The 16118-nt window shown below is 68.7% G+C and carries 12 protein-coding genes and 1 tRNA gene; 6 read left to right on the top strand and 7 right to left on the bottom strand.

Going from position 1 to position 16118, the window contains the following annotated elements; all coding sequences use genetic code 11:
* Positions 1–77 precede the first annotated feature (77 nt).
* Positions 78–533, bottom strand: coding sequence for a hypothetical protein (locus AOM46_RS01375; protein WP_158920174.1), 456 nt, complete (start codon positions 531–533; stop codon positions 78–80).
* Complete coding sequence (locus AOM46_RS01370) at positions 520–3927, bottom strand: RHS repeat-associated core domain-containing protein (RefSeq protein WP_158920172.1); 3408 nt, start codon at positions 3925–3927, stop codon at positions 520–522. The genes AOM46_RS01375 and AOM46_RS01370 overlap by 14 nt, the downstream gene beginning before the upstream one ends.
* 1472 nt (positions 3928–5399) lie before the next feature.
* Between AOM46_RS01370 and AOM46_RS33750 the strand changes: the two genes are divergently transcribed.
* Positions 5400–5537, top strand: a tRNA-Arg gene (locus AOM46_RS33750).
* A 28-nt stretch (positions 5538–5565) separates the two neighbouring features.
* Here the strand turns inward: AOM46_RS33750 and AOM46_RS01360 are convergent.
* Positions 5566–6402: a tyrosine-type recombinase/integrase gene (locus AOM46_RS01360; protein ID WP_062204343.1), complete on the bottom strand. Its 837-nt coding sequence runs from the start codon at positions 6400–6402 to the stop codon at positions 5566–5568.
* A 164-nt stretch (positions 6403–6566) separates the two neighbouring features.
* On the opposite strand from AOM46_RS01360, the gene AOM46_RS01355 reads away from it, so the two are divergent.
* The 3 genes from AOM46_RS01355 to AOM46_RS01345 all read left to right on the top strand — a co-directional run bounded on the left by AOM46_RS01355 (position 6567) and on the right by AOM46_RS01345 (position 9312).
* On the top strand, positions 6567–7349 hold the full coding sequence (locus AOM46_RS01355; protein ID WP_062204340.1) for a cation diffusion facilitator family transporter: 783 nt from the start codon (positions 6567–6569) through the stop codon (positions 7347–7349).
* A 92-nt stretch (positions 7350–7441) separates the two neighbouring features.
* Positions 7442–7828 (top strand): helix-turn-helix transcriptional regulator, encoded by a 387-nt coding sequence (locus AOM46_RS01350; protein ID WP_062206228.1) that lies wholly within the window; start codon positions 7442–7444, stop codon positions 7826–7828.
* Between the two features lie 62 nt (positions 7829–7890).
* Positions 7891–9312, top strand: a complete 1422-nt coding sequence (locus tag AOM46_RS01345) for a DUF234 domain-containing protein (protein ID WP_062204336.1) — start codon at positions 7891–7893, stop codon at positions 9310–9312.
* Here AOM46_RS01345 and AOM46_RS01340 read toward each other — a convergent pair.
* Positions 9290–10285, bottom strand: a complete 996-nt coding sequence (locus tag AOM46_RS01340; protein WP_062204333.1) for an AraC family transcriptional regulator — start codon at positions 10283–10285, stop codon at positions 9290–9292. The genes AOM46_RS01345 and AOM46_RS01340 overlap by 23 nt on opposite strands.
* A 116-nt stretch (positions 10286–10401) precedes the next feature.
* Here AOM46_RS01340 and AOM46_RS01335 point away from each other — a divergent pair, with 116 nt between their 5' ends.
* Positions 10402–11154: an SDR family NAD(P)-dependent oxidoreductase gene (locus AOM46_RS01335; protein WP_062204330.1), complete on the top strand. Its 753-nt coding sequence runs from the start codon at positions 10402–10404 to the stop codon at positions 11152–11154.
* 116 nt (positions 11155–11270) lie between these two features.
* Here AOM46_RS01335 and AOM46_RS01330 read toward each other — a convergent pair whose 3' ends face one another.
* Both AOM46_RS01330 and AOM46_RS01325 read right to left on the bottom strand, forming a co-directional pair.
* Positions 11271–12731 carry an MFS transporter gene (locus tag AOM46_RS01330; protein WP_062204327.1) on the bottom strand — a complete coding sequence of 487 codons (1461 nt, stop codon included), beginning with the start codon at positions 12729–12731 and terminating at the stop codon, positions 11271–11273.
* 85 nt (positions 12732–12816) lie between these two features.
* Entirely contained in the window at positions 12817–13266 is a 450-nt protein-coding gene (locus tag AOM46_RS01325; protein ID WP_062204324.1) for an Rrf2 family transcriptional regulator, read from the bottom strand.
* Between the two features lie 388 nt (positions 13267–13654).
* Here AOM46_RS01325 and AOM46_RS01320 point away from each other — a divergent pair, with 388 nt between their 5' ends.
* Positions 13655–14419, top strand: coding sequence for a class I SAM-dependent methyltransferase (locus tag AOM46_RS01320; RefSeq protein WP_062204321.1), 765 nt, complete (start codon positions 13655–13657; stop codon positions 14417–14419).
* Positions 14420–14634: 215 nt separating this feature from the next.
* On the opposite strand, the gene AOM46_RS01315 is transcribed toward AOM46_RS01320, so the two are convergent.
* Positions 14635–16062, bottom strand: coding sequence for a serine hydrolase (locus AOM46_RS01315; RefSeq protein WP_199823902.1), 1428 nt, complete (start codon positions 16060–16062; stop codon positions 14635–14637).
* Between the last annotated feature and the right edge of the window lie 56 nt (positions 16063–16118).

The raw sequence follows: 16118 nt of genomic DNA, 5'->3' as shown, positions 1-16118 counted from the left end.
ACCGGTGACGATCCCAACCTCGTTGTCACTGGCGGTGGCGTGGGTCTCGTAGACGAGCCAGATCGGCATATTCTCGTTCAGCCGGAGAAGAACTCGCTCAGCGCCGTCATGTTGGTCGTCCATTCGGAGATCGGCTGATCCTCCTCACCGACCGTCTCTCGTGGCAGGACCGAGTGCCACGGTGCCGCCGGGTCGAAAGGGGAGGTGAGTTCTTCCAGAAAGATGAGGGAATTCTGAACGTACACGGTCTCGCCCGAGCGGTATAGCGGCCAGCAGAAGACGAAGTTGCTGGTTGCCGGGTCGCTGATGGATGTCACCAGACACGATGTCGCGGCCGGATCATCGGCAAGAACGGCAAACCCGGCTCGCCAACTGCGGCGGTAGTCATCAGCGCTCCAGAAGCTGAGACTCGCGTGGAATTCTTCCTGAAAGGCTCCGATGCGGATGACGCCCAGCGCCTCGACCTGCCCTATCGCGTCCGGAGACAGCTGTCCCGGGTCGAGGGTGATAGCGAATACGTCACTTCTTGACATAGTTCAGCGCCGAATCGTAGGTACCGGTGCGCCTGCCGCGCCTGTCAAACATCTTCCAGCCATCACCGACGTTGTGACCGTCCACATCAGGGGTGATGTAGTTTCTACCATTCGAGAAGACCGGCTGACCATGTGAGTTGAACGGTGCCCGGTTGGGTGGGATGCGCCGGTCGTAGCCCAATTCCCGTGCGCGCTCGGTCACGGACGGCCCGTACACATCCCGGTTCTGCTGGCTGCGTTCCGCGACCATGTCGGGATGGTAGGGGTCGCCTTCCAGCGCGGGGGAGGGAGCGTAGCCGGGCGGAAGGATCTCCTCCCCGGTCAGGCCCAGTGGGTCGGCCAGCGTGCACGGGTTGTGGACGTAACCATAGTGATTCGGCGCCGCCGCGAGCCCCAACGGGTCAGGGCTGGTGAACCGCGCGGTAGCCGGGTCGTAGTGCCGGAAGACGTTGTGATGCCAACCCGTCTCCCTATCGTGGTACTGCCCTGGGAAGCGCAGTGGCGCCTCAGTGCCACCGGGCAACTCATGGGTGACAAGGCCCCACAGCGTGGTGTGCGATCGCCAGGCGATCGCCCCGGCCTCATCGACCAGTTCAGTGGGCGTTCCGACCAGGTCGGTGATGATCGCGAAAAAACGGCGGTCGATGTCGTCCGATCGCGGTCCCCCGGCGCTGTCCACCTGGACCACGGGGTGCGGCCCCTCGTACTCCCAGGTGCGTGCGACCGACTCGCCGCCAGGCCGGCCGGTGCTGGTCTCCTCGACGAGTGTGAAGTCGTCCCAGGTGAACCGGGTCCGTGCGACAACCCGCCCGTCCTCGGCCAGCCGCTCCTTGGCCACTCGGCGCCCCAGGGGGTCGTAACGGTAGTGCCAGCCCACGCCGTCGGGAGTGATGGCGAGCACCAGACGGTCCTCGGCATCCCATTCGTATCGCCAGGTCTCGGGCTTCCTGGACAACATCGTCTTCTGACGCGTTACTGTGCGCCCGGCCTGGTCGTAGATGTACCGGAAGCGGCCGGCTCGCGTGACCCGACTGCCGATAAAGGTGCGCTCGCCGTCGTGCTCCGCGGTGCCCGGGACGCTGCCCCCGCTACCCGTGAGATGGGCGGCAAGCTGGTTCCCGGCAAGGTCATAGGCATACGACTCAGCGCCCCAGGGCCGGGCGACGGTGGTGACGCGGCCGGCCCGGTCCAGCGTCAGTTCCTCCACGGTCCCCACCGTGTTGTCGGTGATGCGCGTGAGGTGGTGGTCGGATCGATAGACGTACCTGCGGTCTCGAACCTGCTGGCCGGCAAGGGTGAGCGTCTGGTTGGTCAGCCGTCCTATGCCGTCCCACCCCTGCCCGAGAACAATGTCGCTGCCCAAGCTTCGCTCGGTCAGACGCCCCTCGGCATCCCGCCGAAGGCTGAGCGTGCGACCGGCGGTGGTGAGGGTCGCGGCGCGTCCCGCCTCGTCGTAGGCCCAGGTGCTGACGACTCCGCCGGGAGTGGTCCGGGAAAGTGGGCGCCCCGTCGCGTCATAGGTGTGGATGAGGGTATGGCCGTCGACGGTCTCGGACAGAATTCTCCCCAACTGATCGCGCTCGATCCCGAGATGACACGAAGGCCCCTCGGCGGTCGCCAGACGCCCCAGAAGATCGTAACCGTAGGTGGTGACCTGGTCGCCGGCATGCTTCTCGATGATGTTGCCCAGCGAGTCACGGCGGTAGGTGACGGTTTGGGCGGTGGCATTGGTGCGGGAGAGGACACGGCCCAGGGGGTCGACCATGTAGGTGCTGGTGCGCCCGTCGTAGTCCGTTTCCTCGACCAGGTGCCCCGCCGCGTCGTAGACGTACTCCCAGGTCTGACCCAGAGGCGCGATCACCCGAGTGACGCGGGTCTCCGAGTCGCGCAGGAACTCGTAGCGGGCGCCGTCCGGTTCGCTCCGGGCAGTCAGCAGGTCGAATGGACCGTACTCGAAGCGGGTGATACCACCATGCTCATCGACGTGACGGAGAAGGTTGCCCTCGGCATCCCACTCCCAGGTCTGCACGCCCCCCAAGGGGTCAACTTTCCGCAGTGGTCTGCCATCGGGGGTGTACTCCGCACGCTGGCCGGCGCCCAGTGGGCTGGCCTGTTCGATGACCCGGCCGAAGGGATCCCGGCGGTAGCGGGTCGTCTCACCCATCGGGTCCGTGGCGGAGAGTGGCAACCCTGCGGCGTCACACTCGAAGCGCGTAATCTCTCCCGTGGCCTCGGTGAACGAGGACAGGCCGCCATGCTCGTCGTGGGTATAGCGGGTGCGATGGCCGGCCGGATCGAGGACCGCGGTCCGGTTACCCCGTGCGTCGAAGGACTGCCGCCAGAGCGAGCCATCTGCCTCAGTGAGACTGGTGACCAGGCCAAGTTCGTTGTACTCAACCCGCACAGTCCCACCATTGGGACGCGTCAAGGCCGCGAGGTGTCCGCTTCCGTCGTACTCGCAGCGGGTCATGTGTCCCAGGGGGTCGGTGACCGTCATGGTGCGGTCATAGCGATCCCAGGTGCGCAGCGTCTTGTAGCCCAAGGCGTCCGTTTCGGCTACAAGTTGAAAGCAGTCGTTGAACTGGTAGACCGTGGCGTTGCCCAGAGAGTTGATCGCCGTGGTGCGGTGCTCTTCGGGTTCATAGCGGTACCGGTATTCGAGTACGCCATCGGTGCCCGTACCGAAGACGCATCGCCCGGACTCGTCGTACTCGTAGCGGTACCACATGCCATTTCGGTCCTCCCACCGTGTGAGCCGCTGGGCCTCGTCATAGGAGTACTCAAGGGCAAGACCTGACGGGTTGTAGACCTTCGCGAGGTTTCCCGACTCGTCGTACTCGTACGCCCGCAACAGAGGCTGGTCGGGGTGGCTCAGGAGTCGCAACGAGGTAACACGGCCTTCCAGGACCGCGACACCGACACGGTAACCGCCGGAATGCCGCACCTCCGTGGGCACACCATGTTCGTCGTAACTCAGCGCGATGACATTGCCGTTGCGATCCTCGATCGCCAGCAGAAGGCACTCGGAGGGGGTGTGCCCGGTAATCGGCGCGAACCGGAACGTCAGACCACTGTCCTGCCGATGGACCCGGAACTCAGATCCCGGCTGTCCATCCCAACTCAGCGGCCATCGAGAACCTTCAACAGGCAGCACCGGGTCATCTACGTCGGTGAGCGGAACGGGGTAGTGCAGTTCCTTCCCGTCCTCGGCGAGGAACCGGACGCCATGTTCCTCCAGAATGAGTCGCTGGTCGAGTGTGGAGGCCCAGGTGCGCCCGAAGAGTCGACCGTTCCGATAGGACGAGAGGTGATGCCGACGCAGAACCAATGGAAGGACGCCGGGCAGTTCGAGGTCGGTCGACGGCCACCCCACCTCGCCGGTGGCGAAGTCCACCGGGTCGGGGGAGAAGTTACGACGTCCCCAGTCCACCGCTCGTTCCGGCCGAGACCGCGCGCCCCCTGTGCGAGCCCACGCAGGCCGGTGCGCCCCGCTGACGCGACTCCGCGAAGGCCCCGCGCAAGCCCGCCGAGAGTCGTCAGCCCCTTCATGCCGGGAATGCAGTCGAGTGCGGCGAACGCGACATCGAGAAGTCCGGCTTCTCCGCGCGCGAATTTAATGAGGGTGTCCGCGAGGACGACGAGAGCGGCGGCCAGGACCACCCAGGCCAGCGGGCCACCAATGATCATGACGACGACGCCGAGAACGGCGACGATGACCTTGCAAATCTCGACCAACGTGTCCCAGTTGTCGGTCACCCACTTGATGGCCTTCTCCCACCAGCGCCGGTTCTGGATGCCGGCGTCGGAGGCTTCATCAACGTCGCGGGCGCACTCGCGTGCCGCTTCCTCGCGCATCTCTTGTGCGTCCCGCGCGAGTTGACGGGCGGCCGAAAGGCGCTCGTCGGCGTCGTTCACCCGGCTCTGGGCGGCGCCGGCCGCCGCCTCGGCGGCCTGGCGGTCACGGGCCGCAGCGCGGACAGCGTCCTCGCTCGGCGGCTCGACGTTCTCCCGTTCGCCCTCACGTTGCAGCCGTTCGGCCTCGTCTCCGGCACGGCCGACCCAGTCCTCGGCGTCGCCCAACACCGACTGCGCGGTTGCGAGATCGGCCTGCGCGGAAATCGCCCGGTCCAACGCCCGGTCCGCCATGGCCTGCGCGGTCTGGAGCTTCGGCCAATAGGTTTGGAGCGCTCGTGCGCAGAGGGAATAACTCCCCTCCAACTTGGTCAGGTTGCCCGGCACACCATCGAACTCGGCGCGAAAGGCGTCTGCCGACAGCCCCGCCCAGTCCAACACCGCACGCTCCGAGGCCAAGCCACGGATCTTCCCCAGCGCCTCCCCGACATCGTCGGCGAACTCCTGGAGATCATCGGCCAGTTCCCGAACCGCATCCGGATCGCCGGGCGTCGGGTCCCGATCCATGTCCACCGGACCCCAGTCGGACGCACGCGCCATGACCCACCCCCAGGACGAGACCTCAGAACACCCTAGATAACATAGGTACGGAGCGTCAAAGTCCGTAACTTTCAGCCACTGTGCAACTCTGTACAGCGGGCCACGCCCGACAGCCACGCATCCGAAGCGAGTCCTCCCCTTATCAAGGAACAATCCGGTCGACCCCAGCGCGGTAACAATGGGGCCCACAGGGGGCGGTGGTGCGACGGCCTGGGAACTGGGGCATCGCACAACGTGGCGGCAGTTGCCACCAAGTAGCGTGTCGGATGTGGAGGCTTCGCCCCCTCTGCTTCGGTGTGGTCGAGCGCCGTCATGCCCGAGTCCGAGGCTGAAGCGGAGAGCGGCAATCAGTGCTCCCCGAAGGGACCGTCAAAATGCACCAGGGGGCAGGTGGTTCAGCTACACGCCGGGAACGCCCCTGCCGAATGGGTGTTGAAGCCCTGCGGACGACAAGGCGGTCAACTACCAAAGCGCAGATCAGCGCGACGTTCGCCTCCTGACTCCAGGTGCCTTCTAAGCACTTGGCCGCAGGTTCGAGTCCTGCCGGGGGCGCACCATTTCTCACCGATGTTTTGGCAGGTCATCGGGCGTGTCGTCGACTGCTCGGCGGTGCTGCGGGGGGCGACGGCGGGAGGGCTCGATGTCCGGTTTGGGCCGGCTCTGATCGGCCTTCTACCGGTGTCCGTGTCAAATACGTGTCCAAGTTTTCCGTCGGCGTGGCCGGGGCGACAGCCCGTCCGGTGAGGTCCTGGGCGGCTTCGATCCGTCGCTGAAGGTCCTTCTTCTGCCCATCAAGGCAACGCGCGTAGGTGCTGAGGAGGACGGGGACACTGTTGCCGGCCCACTCGGCCACGTCGGCGGGTGGGATGCCGTTGTTCAGCCAGGTTGTCAGGCATGTGTGTCGCAGGTCATAGACCCTGCGCCCGAGCGGCGAGCCGTACTCGGCAGGGGTGAGGACCTCTTCCCGCGCCCGTCCCCAGGCGCGGCGGATCACCGAGCCGGCCAGTCGGTCGCCCCGCTCTCCTTGGAACAGCAGGGCCGCATCCCGGAGTGCTTCGCGAGTGATGTGCTCGCGCAGGATCTTCACCAGCGCCGGGTGGGCAGGAACCACCCGGACCTCCCCCGCTGCGCGCCCCTTCAGATGCCGTTCGTCGTGGACCTTGCCGGAGTTGGTCCAGTGCTTCCCCACTTCCGGCGTGGCGGTGTGGACGACGATTTCACCCCATTGGGTGGTGTCGTCCTCGTCGGGCAGCCGGAGATCCATGACGTTCAGCGCGACAGCCTCTTCGGGTCGGAGGCCGGCGTAGTAGAGGGTGGCGAAGTAGGCGTGGAGTCGTTCACCGCCCCGGGGCCGTTGCCGCACCCAGGCCAGGAGGCCGGCGGTCTGCTCGGGGTTGAGCAGGCACCGCTTGTCCACTGCGGTGGCGGCCTTGGGGCTGGTGCCCCGCCCCTTGGGCAGCGGGTTCTCGGACGATCCCCGCGGGTGCGGGGGCGACTCTTGTTGAACTGCGGGTTTGTCGGGCGGGGGGGCCGGTTTTTGTTTAGTTGGGTTCTGGGCTGGGCGCTCGGTGGTCGTGGCGGTTGCGGGCGGAGAGGAGCGCGCCCAGCAGGACCCACACGTTCGGCTATCGCCGCGCGGAAGACCTCGCGGGCCTGCTGATCGCGGCCGTCATCGCGCTCTCAGCCGTGCTGATCGTCCGGGAGTCGATCGACGCCGTCGTCAACCCACGCCCGCCGACCCATCTCGGCTGGGTTCTCGCCGCCGGAGTCGTCGGGGCACTCGGCAACGAGGTGGTCGCCGTCTACCGCAACCGGGTCGGGCGCCGCATCGGCTCCGCCGCGTTGGTCGCGGAGGGACATCACGCCCGCGTCGACGGCCTCACCTCCCTCGGCGTCATCCTCGGCGTCGTCGGAGTCTGGCTCGGTTTCCGCCAGGCCGACGCGATCATCGGCCTGTTGATCGCCGTGGCCGTCCTGGCGATCCTCGTCTCCTCCGCGCGCACCGTCATTCGCCGCCTCATGGACGGAGTCGAGCCCGGCTTGGTCGACGCGATCCACCGGACGGCGGCCACCGTCCCCGGCGTCGAGTACGTCTCGAACGTCAGGGCCCGCTGGAGCGGCCACCGCCTGGAAGCACATCTCACCATCGGAGTCGACGCGGATCTCACCATCGCCGAAGGGCACGATCTCGCCCAGCTGACCCACCACCGACTCCTGCACGCGATCCCCCACCTGGAGAGCGTGGGCGTCCATGTCCATCCATCGCGCGACGGTGCCACCCCGGACGATGCGCATCACCTCACCGACCACCATGCGAGCCCCGAGGCACGACGCCGCTACCTGGAAGCCCACTCGCACGCTTGACGGCGAACGGTCGCGCCTCCCGGGTGACCGCCGAGTCGGCCACCGGGGAGGCGTCACTGGACAAGCCCCACCCACCCCCGCACCATGTGCGCATGAACGCACCTGCGCACCCGCGGCCGCCGGTCGCCTCACACCACGGGGAACCGAGCCCCGAACAGTACGCGCGGGCCGCCGACGTGCTCACCCTGCTCGCCGACCGCACCAGACTCGTCCTGCTCCACACCCTCAGCGCCGGCGAGGCCGACGTCACCGCGCTGACCACCGCCTGCGGCGCGGCCCGCCCCGCCGTCAGCCAACATCTGGCCAAACTCCGCCTCGGCGGACTGGTCACCACGCGCAAGGAGGGACGCCGCGTCGTCTACACCCTGCGCAACAGCCATATCGCCCGCCTCGTCGACGAGGCCCTGGGCCATGCCGACCACGATCTGACCGAGACCGCGCCCCGCGGAGCAAGCGCAGAAGAGTTGCGGAGCAGATAGTATCGCTACCGATACTATCCATCGTGTCGAGGATTGACGCTGCTACGACGGGATCGCCTCTCATGCACCGCTTTATCGGTAGGGACCACGAGCTCCGCACGTTGCGACGGACGCTCGACGAGGTCCGCGCCGGGGCGGGCGCGGCGCAGCCGGGCCGGTGCCTGCTCATGCGGGGCAGGCGGCGCGTGGGTAAGTCCACTCTGGTCGAGGAGTTCCTTGCCCGGGCAGGGGTCCCCCATCTGTTCTTCACCGCCGCCGGCGGCTCCGCGGAGGACGAGCTGGCGGAGCTGGTCGATGCCGTGGCCGACTCCTCCCTGCCGGATCGCTCGCTCTTCGCGGAGGAGACGCCGAGCCAGTGGAACGCGGCCTTCCGGCTCCTGGCGGAGACACTGCCCGATGACGCCCCGAGCGTGGTCGTCATCGACGAGGTGCCCTACCTCATGAGGCGCGTCGACGCCTTCGAGGGCATGCTCCAGCGCGCCTGGGACCGGTTGCTCAGCCGCAAGCCGGTCCTGCTGCTGCTGGTCGGTTCGGATCTCTCGATGATGGAAGCGCTCAACAGCTACGACCGGCCGTTCCACCAGCGGGGTCGGGAGATGGTCGTGGGGCCGCTGACGCCGGCGGACATCGGCGAGATGCTGGACCTGGAACCGGCCGCCGCCTTCGACGCCGCGCTCATCACCGGCGGGCTGCCGCTGATCTGCCGGGAATGGCGGGCCGGAGCCTCGATGTGGGACTTCCTGGACGCGTCGCTGGAGAACCCGATCTCCGCCCTCCTGGTCTCGGCCGAGCGCTCGCTCGCCGCCGAGTTCCCGCCGCAGGCGTTGGGCAGGGACGTACTGCGGGCCATCGGATCGGGCGAGCGGACCTTCACCAACATCGCGCGGGCCGCCGGCGGCATCGCCCACAGCACGCTCAGCAGGGCAGCCGACCTGCTGATCGACAAGCGGGTGGTGGCGGCCGAACTTCCGATCTCCCCGCGTCCCTCGAAAGAGCGCCGCTACCGGGTGGCGGACCCCTATCTCCGCTTCTGGCTGGCGTTCCTCGACCCCCATATGGCGGAGATCGAGCGGATGCGAGGCGACCTCACCCTGGCCCGAATCCGCGAGCAGTGGACCAGTTGGCGGGGACGCGCGGTCGAGCCGCTGATCCGGGAGTCCCTAGCCCGGATCCTGCCGGACGGCGAACTGCCCGCCGCCCCCGCTGTCGGCGGCTACTGGACGCGCGGCAACGACATCGAGATCGACCTCGTGGGCGCGGATCGGCAGCCCGTGGCGAAGCAGTTGCTGTTCCTGGGGTCGATCAAGTGGCTTGAGACGGCCCCGTTCGACGCCCATGACCTGGCCACCCTGCACAAGCACAGGGCCGCGCTCACCGACGAACCGATCCCCCTCGTCGCGGTCTCCCGAAGCGGCACCACCTGCTCCGGCCTTCAGGCGGTCTTCGGTCCGAACGAACTCCTCAGCGCGTGGCGCCCCCGCTGACCTCAGGCGCCGCAGACGGCGCGGAGGCGTTGGTGGGGCGGGCGTCGGCTGGTTGGCGTGCTTGGTTGCGGAACTGTGCGGGTGATGAGCCGACCACGCGGCGGAACGCGGTGCTGAACGCGCTCTCGGACAAGTAGCCCGTGGCGCGGGCGAGTTCGGAGATCGACAGGGTGTCGCGGGTGAGGGCGTCGCGCGCGAGGCTCATGCGCCACTGGATCAGGTACTCCAACGGTGGGACCCCGACGTGGCTCTTGAAAGCCTGGGCGAACGCGGAACGCGACATGTGACCGATCTCGGCGAGTTCCCTGAGGCTCCAGGAGTGGGCCACGTCCGCGTGCACGGCGCGCAGCGCGGCGCCGATACCGTCATCGTTCAGGGCCCCCAGCCAGCCGGTGGGTCGGTCGGTCTGGGCCGCGTGCGCACGCAGCATGTGGACGAGCAGGATCTGTGCGAGGTGGTTCTGCACCAGCGGGCCGCCAGCGGCGTCGACCCCGACCTCGGTGGCCAGGAGATCGATCAGCTGCGCGAGCCGCATGCCGTGAGGATCGGCCACACGGACGACCACGAGCGGCGGCAGCAGATCGGTCAGGAGGGCCGCGTTCCTGTCGTCGAACGCGATATGCCCGACGCAGAGGTAGAGGTCGTCCTCGGACTCCGGGCCGATCCGCACAAATCCGTCCTCGGCCCCCGCCCACACCTCCGCCGCCGGGCGCGGGGGCGCGTCGGGGGTGCTGGCGAGCACATAGGGCGGCGGGTTGCCCAGCATGAAGGTGTCCCCTTCCCGCAGGAGCACCGGCTCGTGGCCCTCGACGATCAACCAGCACCTGCCGCGCACCAGGCCGCCGATCCGCACATGCGGGAACGGGTCGAAGCGCAACGCCCACTCGCCCACGGCGCGGATGCTGGGCCCGATCACCGTGCGGGGCCTGAGCAGGCCGATCGCGTCCGCCACCGGATCCCGAAAGCCGAGCATCGAGGGCACCTCATGGACGATACGTAAAGAATTCCGGACTCTGCATCATGGATCATACTCCGCTGCTCCCGCAGTCTCGATAGCAAACGGATCGAGAAAGCGATGGAGGCACCCGCATGGGACAGCTGGAGGGCAAGACGTCGGTGGTCACCGGGGGCAGTACCGGAATCGGCCTGGCGACCGCCGTACGCCTGGCGGACGAGGGCGCGCATGTGTTTGTCACCGGGCGACGCGAGGCCGAGTTGGAGGCCGCCGTCAGGACCATCGGACCGGACCGGGCCACGGCGGTGGCCGGCGACATCTCCACGATGGCCGACCTGGACCGGCTCTACGACGCGGTCCGAGTCCGAGGCAAGGGGCTGGACGTGCTCGTGGCGAACGCGGCGATCGGCACGTTCGTGACGCTGGAGCAGACCACCGAGGAGCACTTCGACCAGACCTTCGCGGTCAACGTCCGGGGCACGCTGTTCACCGTGCAGAAGGCGTTGCCGCTGCTCAACGACGGGGCCTCGGTCGTCCTGGTCGGTTCGACCGCAGGCGATCGTGGTGTGGAGGCGTTCGGCGCGTACGCGGCGTCGAAGGCGGCCGTCCGGTCCTTCGCGCGGACCTGGTCCGCCGAGCTCAAGGGCCGTGGCATCCGGGTCAACGTGGTCTCGCCGGCCTGGATCGAGACCCCCGGGGGCACCGCCGCCTTCGGCGACGAGGAGACCGCTCGGGCGGTCAAGGAGAATGTCGCCGCGACGGTGGCCAGGGGACGCATGGGCCAACCCGAGGAGGCCGCCGCAGCCGTGGCCTTCCTCGCCTCGGACCAGAGCAGCTATGTCGTCGGCGCGAACCTCTATGTCGACGGGGGCGCGAACCAGATCTGAGCGGGCGAGGAACGGCGGCCCGCCCCACACGGCCTCCCGTCCTCGGCGGTGAACACATGGGCGGTGACGGTGTGTTCCGTGGAGAGCGGGTGCTTTGGCAGGCGGTCATGCCCGCTTCAGGAACGCGATGAGGCATTCGGAGGTTCCACGGGGGCGACGTCGGCCCCGGTCCTGGCCCCGGGACGCATCCGGGACGCGACGACGAGGGCGAGGACGACGACCGCGGCCATGGCCAGGAAGACGTCGGAGTAGGCGAAGCCGTCAGCACCGTCGAAGAGGGGGTTGACGGCGCCGTCGCCGCCCTCCTGCCGTGCGGAGAGCAGCACGCCGAACACGGCGGGGCCGGTGCCGGCCCCGAGGAACTGGGCGCCCTGGAGGATCCCGAGGCCGACACCGGTCTTCTCGGGGGGCAACTCCCTTGCCGCGGCGCTGATGATGGTGGTCATCACGAACATGAAGCCGATGCTCAGCCCGAGGATCCCGACGCCGGCGAAGGCCACCGAGGAGTCGCCGGTGAAGGACGAGAGAAACAGCGAGAACAGCCCGATGAGGCCGAGCCCGAGGAGCACCAGGAGCCGCGCGTCGGCGCGGCCGGCGAGGCGCCCGATCCAGGGCGCGACAAGCGCGGTCACCACCCCGGCCGGGATCATGACCAACGCGCCCCGGCTCGGGCTGAGTTCGTTGACCTCCACCAGCATCAGCGGGACGAACACCAGACCGCCGAGGTTGACGACCATGGCCAGGAACGCGACGACGATGCCCGTCCGGTAGACGCGGTTGGTGAACAGCGCCGGCGGAACGAACGGCTGGTCGACGCGGACGGTGCGCAGCCCGAAGAGCGAGAGCGCCGCGATGGCGACCACGAGGCTGCCCCAGGACAGAGGCTCGGCGAAGCCGGAGACCTGCGCCCGGGTCATGCCGAACAGGACGAGACCGGCCCCGAGGCCGAGGAGCAGGCCGCCGGGCAGGTCGAGCCGGCCCGAGCCCCGCGGGGTCTCGTCCGGGAGCACGCGCAGGGCCGGGACAAGCAGCAGCAGCGAGACCACCAGCATGATCCAGAACAGCGCCTGCCAGCTGAGCGCGTCCCCGATGCCGCCGCCCAACGCCGGGCCCACGGCGGTGCCGACGCCCGCGCCGGCGGAGACGACGCCGATCCCGACGCCGCGCCGCTCCGGCGGCAGCAGTGTCGTGACGGCGATGATCGAGAGCACGGGAATCGCGGCCGCGCCGATGCCGGTCACGATCCGCCCGGCGACGAGCACGACGAGACTTGAGGAGATCGCGCAGATCAGGTTGCCGAGGGCGTAGGTGAGGAGTGCGAAGGCGAAGAGACGGCGCAGGCTCACGCGGTCCGAGACGCGGCCGTACAGGGGGATCCCGACCGAGAACATCAACAGGAAGCCGGTGACGACCCAGGCGAGTTCGGCCTCGGACGCACCGAACTCGGATCCGATCGTCGGGAGCATCAGATTGACCATGTCGCTGGCCGCGACCGTGACGAGGATCGCCGGCATCAGAACGGCCAGTAAGCCCAGTCCTGAACCGGTCCGCTCGGTCGTTGTCGAGGTGGAAGACATACGAGGCCCTTCGGGCGGCTTACCGCCACCGCAGTAGTTACAGTTTGGGTAAAAGGGAGGCGGAGGACATAGCCTCCGCCGTCGGTCAGTTGGTGACGCGTCGCGCGACCTCACGCTCACTGGCCAGCACCTGCCGGACGAGATGCGCGATCGTCGTCCGCCCGAGCCGTTCCTTCATGGCCCGCTCCGCGTCCTGGAACTCCACCTCAAGCAGCTTCTGCATGTTCCGCCCCACCTCGCATTCGGCGCTGGGCGGATGCGGGTACCGCGAGAGGATCGGCCCCGCCTCGACGGCGGCGTACACGTCGAAGAGCGTGATCTCACGGGCGGGCCGGGCAAGCGACCAGCCGCCGGCGCGCCCCTCGGCGGACCAGACCAGGCCCGCGTCCCGCAGTTGACCGAGGATCCGCCGCACCAGAACCGGATTGCTGGCCAGGCTCTCCGCGATCTCCACGGAGGTCAACGAGCGATCCCAGCGCCCCAACATGGTCAACGCGTGAATCGCGACCGCGGTCCTGCTGCTGATACTCACCATGCCCCCTTCGTGGCCGCCACCCCACCAACCCAACCGCAACCACGGTAGTATCAGTTCGGCCCGCGCGTCAATTCCCCCTGTGGGACGTGGGGTTGCGACCCGTGTTGTTCGTTCAGCTACAGAAGTCGTGGAAGAACTCACGCAGGGCCGTCATGGTGGTGGTCCATTCGGAGATGGGGTGGCCCTCCTCGGTGGCGGTTTCGCGGGGGAGAACCGAGCGCCGTGGGGTCCTCCTCACCGTTCCACCGAGGCCGGCGCGGAAGCCGCTGTCGAAGGCCGGGTCCGGGGCGGGGTCGCGGCGACGGGGGCGGCGCGCGGTTCGGAACTCCCTGGCGCGGCGGGGGACTTGAGCGGGGCGCCGAGGATGGTCGTGGCCTAGTCTGCGGTGATGGAACGGATTTCCGATGTGCCAGAAAGCGCCGGGCGGCCGGCGCGGGCGAACGACTACGACAGCTTCGCCGAGGCGTACTCGGCCGAGAACGAGAACAACCTCCTGAACGCGTACTACGAGCGGCCCGCGATGCTGGCGCTCGCCGGGGACGTGGCCGGGCGACGGATCCTGGACGCCGGTTGCGGCTCCGGCCCGCTGTCCGCCGCCCTGCGCGATCGCGGGGCGGAGGTCACCGGCATCGACGGCAGCGCCGGGATGTTGGAGCTGGCCAGACGGCGACTCGGTGACGAAGCGGCGCTGCACCTGGTCGACCTGCGCGACCGGCTGCCGTTCGACGACGGCACGTTCGACGATGCGGTCGCGTCGCTCGTGCTGCACTATCTCCAGGACTGGGGTCCGACGCTGGCCGAGTTGCGCCGGGTGCTCAGGCCCGGCGGGCGGCTGATCGCCTCGCTGGACCACCCCTTCGGGGCCTACGTGTACCGGGATCCCCGGCCCGACTACTTCGCAACCACCAGCTACACCCAGGACTGGGAGCTGGGCGGGCGGTCCGTACCGATGAGGTTCTGGCGTAAGCCGCTGCACGCGATGACCGACGCGTTCACCGCCGCCGGTTTCCGGATCTCCGCCATCAGCGAGCCCCAACCGGACCCGGCCGCGCGGGAGTTGTTCCCGGACGACTTCCATGACCTCATGACCAAGACGTGCTTTGTGTTCTTTGTCGTCGAGGTACCGCCGACGGCGGCGAGCCCGGAGGTGTAGTCGAGACACATGCGGGACCAGGAGATCATCCGGTCGTTCGCCGGCCGGGAACGCGTGTCGCTGACCGTCGACCGCACGCCCGCCCGGGTGGTCGCCATCGCCCACGAGTACGGGTACACCCTCGACGACTACCTGATGACGGTCAGCCCCACCCGTCAACGGCTGCGCTTCGTCCGCCGACGGGTGAGTCGCACCGCCGCCCCCCGGCCGGCTCGTCAGGCGACGTCGGGGCGGGTCATCAGGGGGGATCGGGCGTGCAGGGCGAGGTCGGGGCCGGTCAGGGGTGGGGTGGACCAGGTTGCCGTCGCGGTTCGGGTGGTGGTGTCGACGGTCAGTCGGACGCGGTGCGGGGTGGTGATGACATAGAGGTCGGCGACATAGGTGCCGCCCTGCCAGGCGCCGGTCGCGACGATGGGGCGGCCGAGCGGGGCGCTCTCCCGCCAGTCGTCGTGGCCCACCGCGATTTCGAGGATCGGCTCGAACCGTACGAGCCAGCCGCCGTCGGTGGGTTCGACGGTGACCGTCGTTCCGTCCGGCAGGGCCGATCCCTCGGGTGAGGCGTCGAGGCGCGCGGTCACCGTGCGCCCCGGGTCGGCCGAGCCCGGCACCAACGGCAGCGACAGTCGGGCCAGCCGATCGGCGAGGGCCGCGTCGTCCCGGGCGGTCGCCGGGGCGCCGACGCCGGGGAGCAGGCACTCCCACACCGCGTCGAACACGTCCTGGGCGTTCCCCTGGGCGGTCACGGCGACGACCAGGTCGTGGGAGGGGATCACCAGGCACTGCTGGGCGTAGGAGCCCTGGCCGTGGTAGCCGTGCCGCGCCATCCAGAACTGGTAGCCATAGCCGTGGGAGAAGTCCGCCAGGGGGGTTCCGTCGAGGATCCACTCGCTGTCGATGTGTCGACCGGTCGCCAACTCGACCCAGTCGCGGGGGACAAGCTGGCGGTCGCCCCATCGGCCGCCGTTGCGGAGCAGTTCGCCGTAGGCGGCGACGGCCTCGGTCGTCAGGTGCAGTCCGTGGAAGCCGAAGGCGGCGCCGCTGGCCACCCGGTCCCATTCGGCGTGGTCGATGCCCATGGGCGTGAACAGGCGCGCGTCAAGGAACTCCGGCAGGCCCTGGCCGGTGACCCGTTCGACCATCCGGGCCAGCAGGAAGGTCGTCGAGTTGTCGTAGACGTGCCGGGTGCCCTCGGGTGTGGCGAACGGCAGGCTGAGAAAGCCCTTCACCAGATCGTCCGGCTCCCGCTGCCATGCCTCGGCGAGGCTGTCGGTGGGGTGCCCGGCCGTCATGGTCAGCAGGTGGTGAACGGTGATGCGGCGCCCCTGCGCCGACACGTCGGCCGGTACGTGGTCGGGTAGCACGTCCACCACGCGGGAGTCCGGCGCGAGCAGCCCGTCGCCGATCGCGAGCCCCACGGCGGTCGAGGTGAACGACTTGGTGAGCGAGTAGAGAAGGTGCGGGCGGTCGGCCGAGTACGGCGCCCACCAGCCTTCGGCCACGACCTGACCCCGGTGCACGACCATCAGCGAATGGGTCTCGCCGGATCGCGCTTCGAGCCGGTCGAGCGTCGCGGCGATCGAACGGGACGATATCCCGGAGGCGGCGGGCGCCGAACGGGGAAGCAGGGTTCGCTGGGACGACATTCCGACTTTCTAGCAGACCCGCCCGGACACCCGAGGTCCGGCCGGTGCCCCCACGG

It is taken from the genome of Streptomyces sp. NBRC 109706, from assembly GCF_000974485.1.
In the GTDB taxonomy this organism is placed as follows: domain Bacteria; phylum Actinomycetota; class Actinomycetes; order Streptomycetales; family Streptomycetaceae; genus Streptomyces.
Note: the sequence above shows the minus strand (reverse complement) of the source record. Positions and strands in the feature narration are given on the sequence as shown.

Excerpts from the sequence above, each read along its gene's own strand:
- AOM46_RS01350 (WP_062206228.1), top strand. The coding sequence starts at position 7,442 with ATGAACGCACCTGCGCACCCGCGGCCGCCGGTCGCCTCACACCACGGG.
- AOM46_RS01325 (WP_062204324.1), bottom strand. The coding sequence starts at position 13,266 with ATGGTGAGTATCAGCAGCAGGACCGCGGTCGCGATTCACGCGTTGACC.
- AOM46_RS01330 (WP_062204327.1), bottom strand. The coding sequence starts at position 12,731 with ATGTCTTCCACCTCGACAACGACCGAGCGGACCGGTTCAGGACTGGGC.
- AOM46_RS01345 (WP_062204336.1), top strand. The coding sequence starts at position 7,891 with ATGCACCGCTTTATCGGTAGGGACCACGAGCTCCGCACGTTGCGACGG.
- AOM46_RS01320 (WP_062204321.1), top strand. The coding sequence starts at position 13,655 with ATGGAACGGATTTCCGATGTGCCAGAAAGCGCCGGGCGGCCGGCGCGG.
- AOM46_RS01375 (WP_158920174.1), bottom strand. The coding sequence starts at position 533 with ATGTCAAGAAGTGACGTATTCGCTATCACCCTCGACCCGGGACAGCTG.
- AOM46_RS01340 (WP_062204333.1), bottom strand. The coding sequence starts at position 10,285 with ATGCTCGGCTTTCGGGATCCGGTGGCGGACGCGATCGGCCTGCTCAGG.
- AOM46_RS01315 (WP_199823902.1), bottom strand. The coding sequence starts at position 16,062 with ATGTCGTCCCAGCGAACCCTGCTTCCCCGTTCGGCGCCCGCCGCCTCC.
- AOM46_RS01335 (WP_062204330.1), top strand. The coding sequence starts at position 10,402 with ATGGGACAGCTGGAGGGCAAGACGTCGGTGGTCACCGGGGGCAGTACC.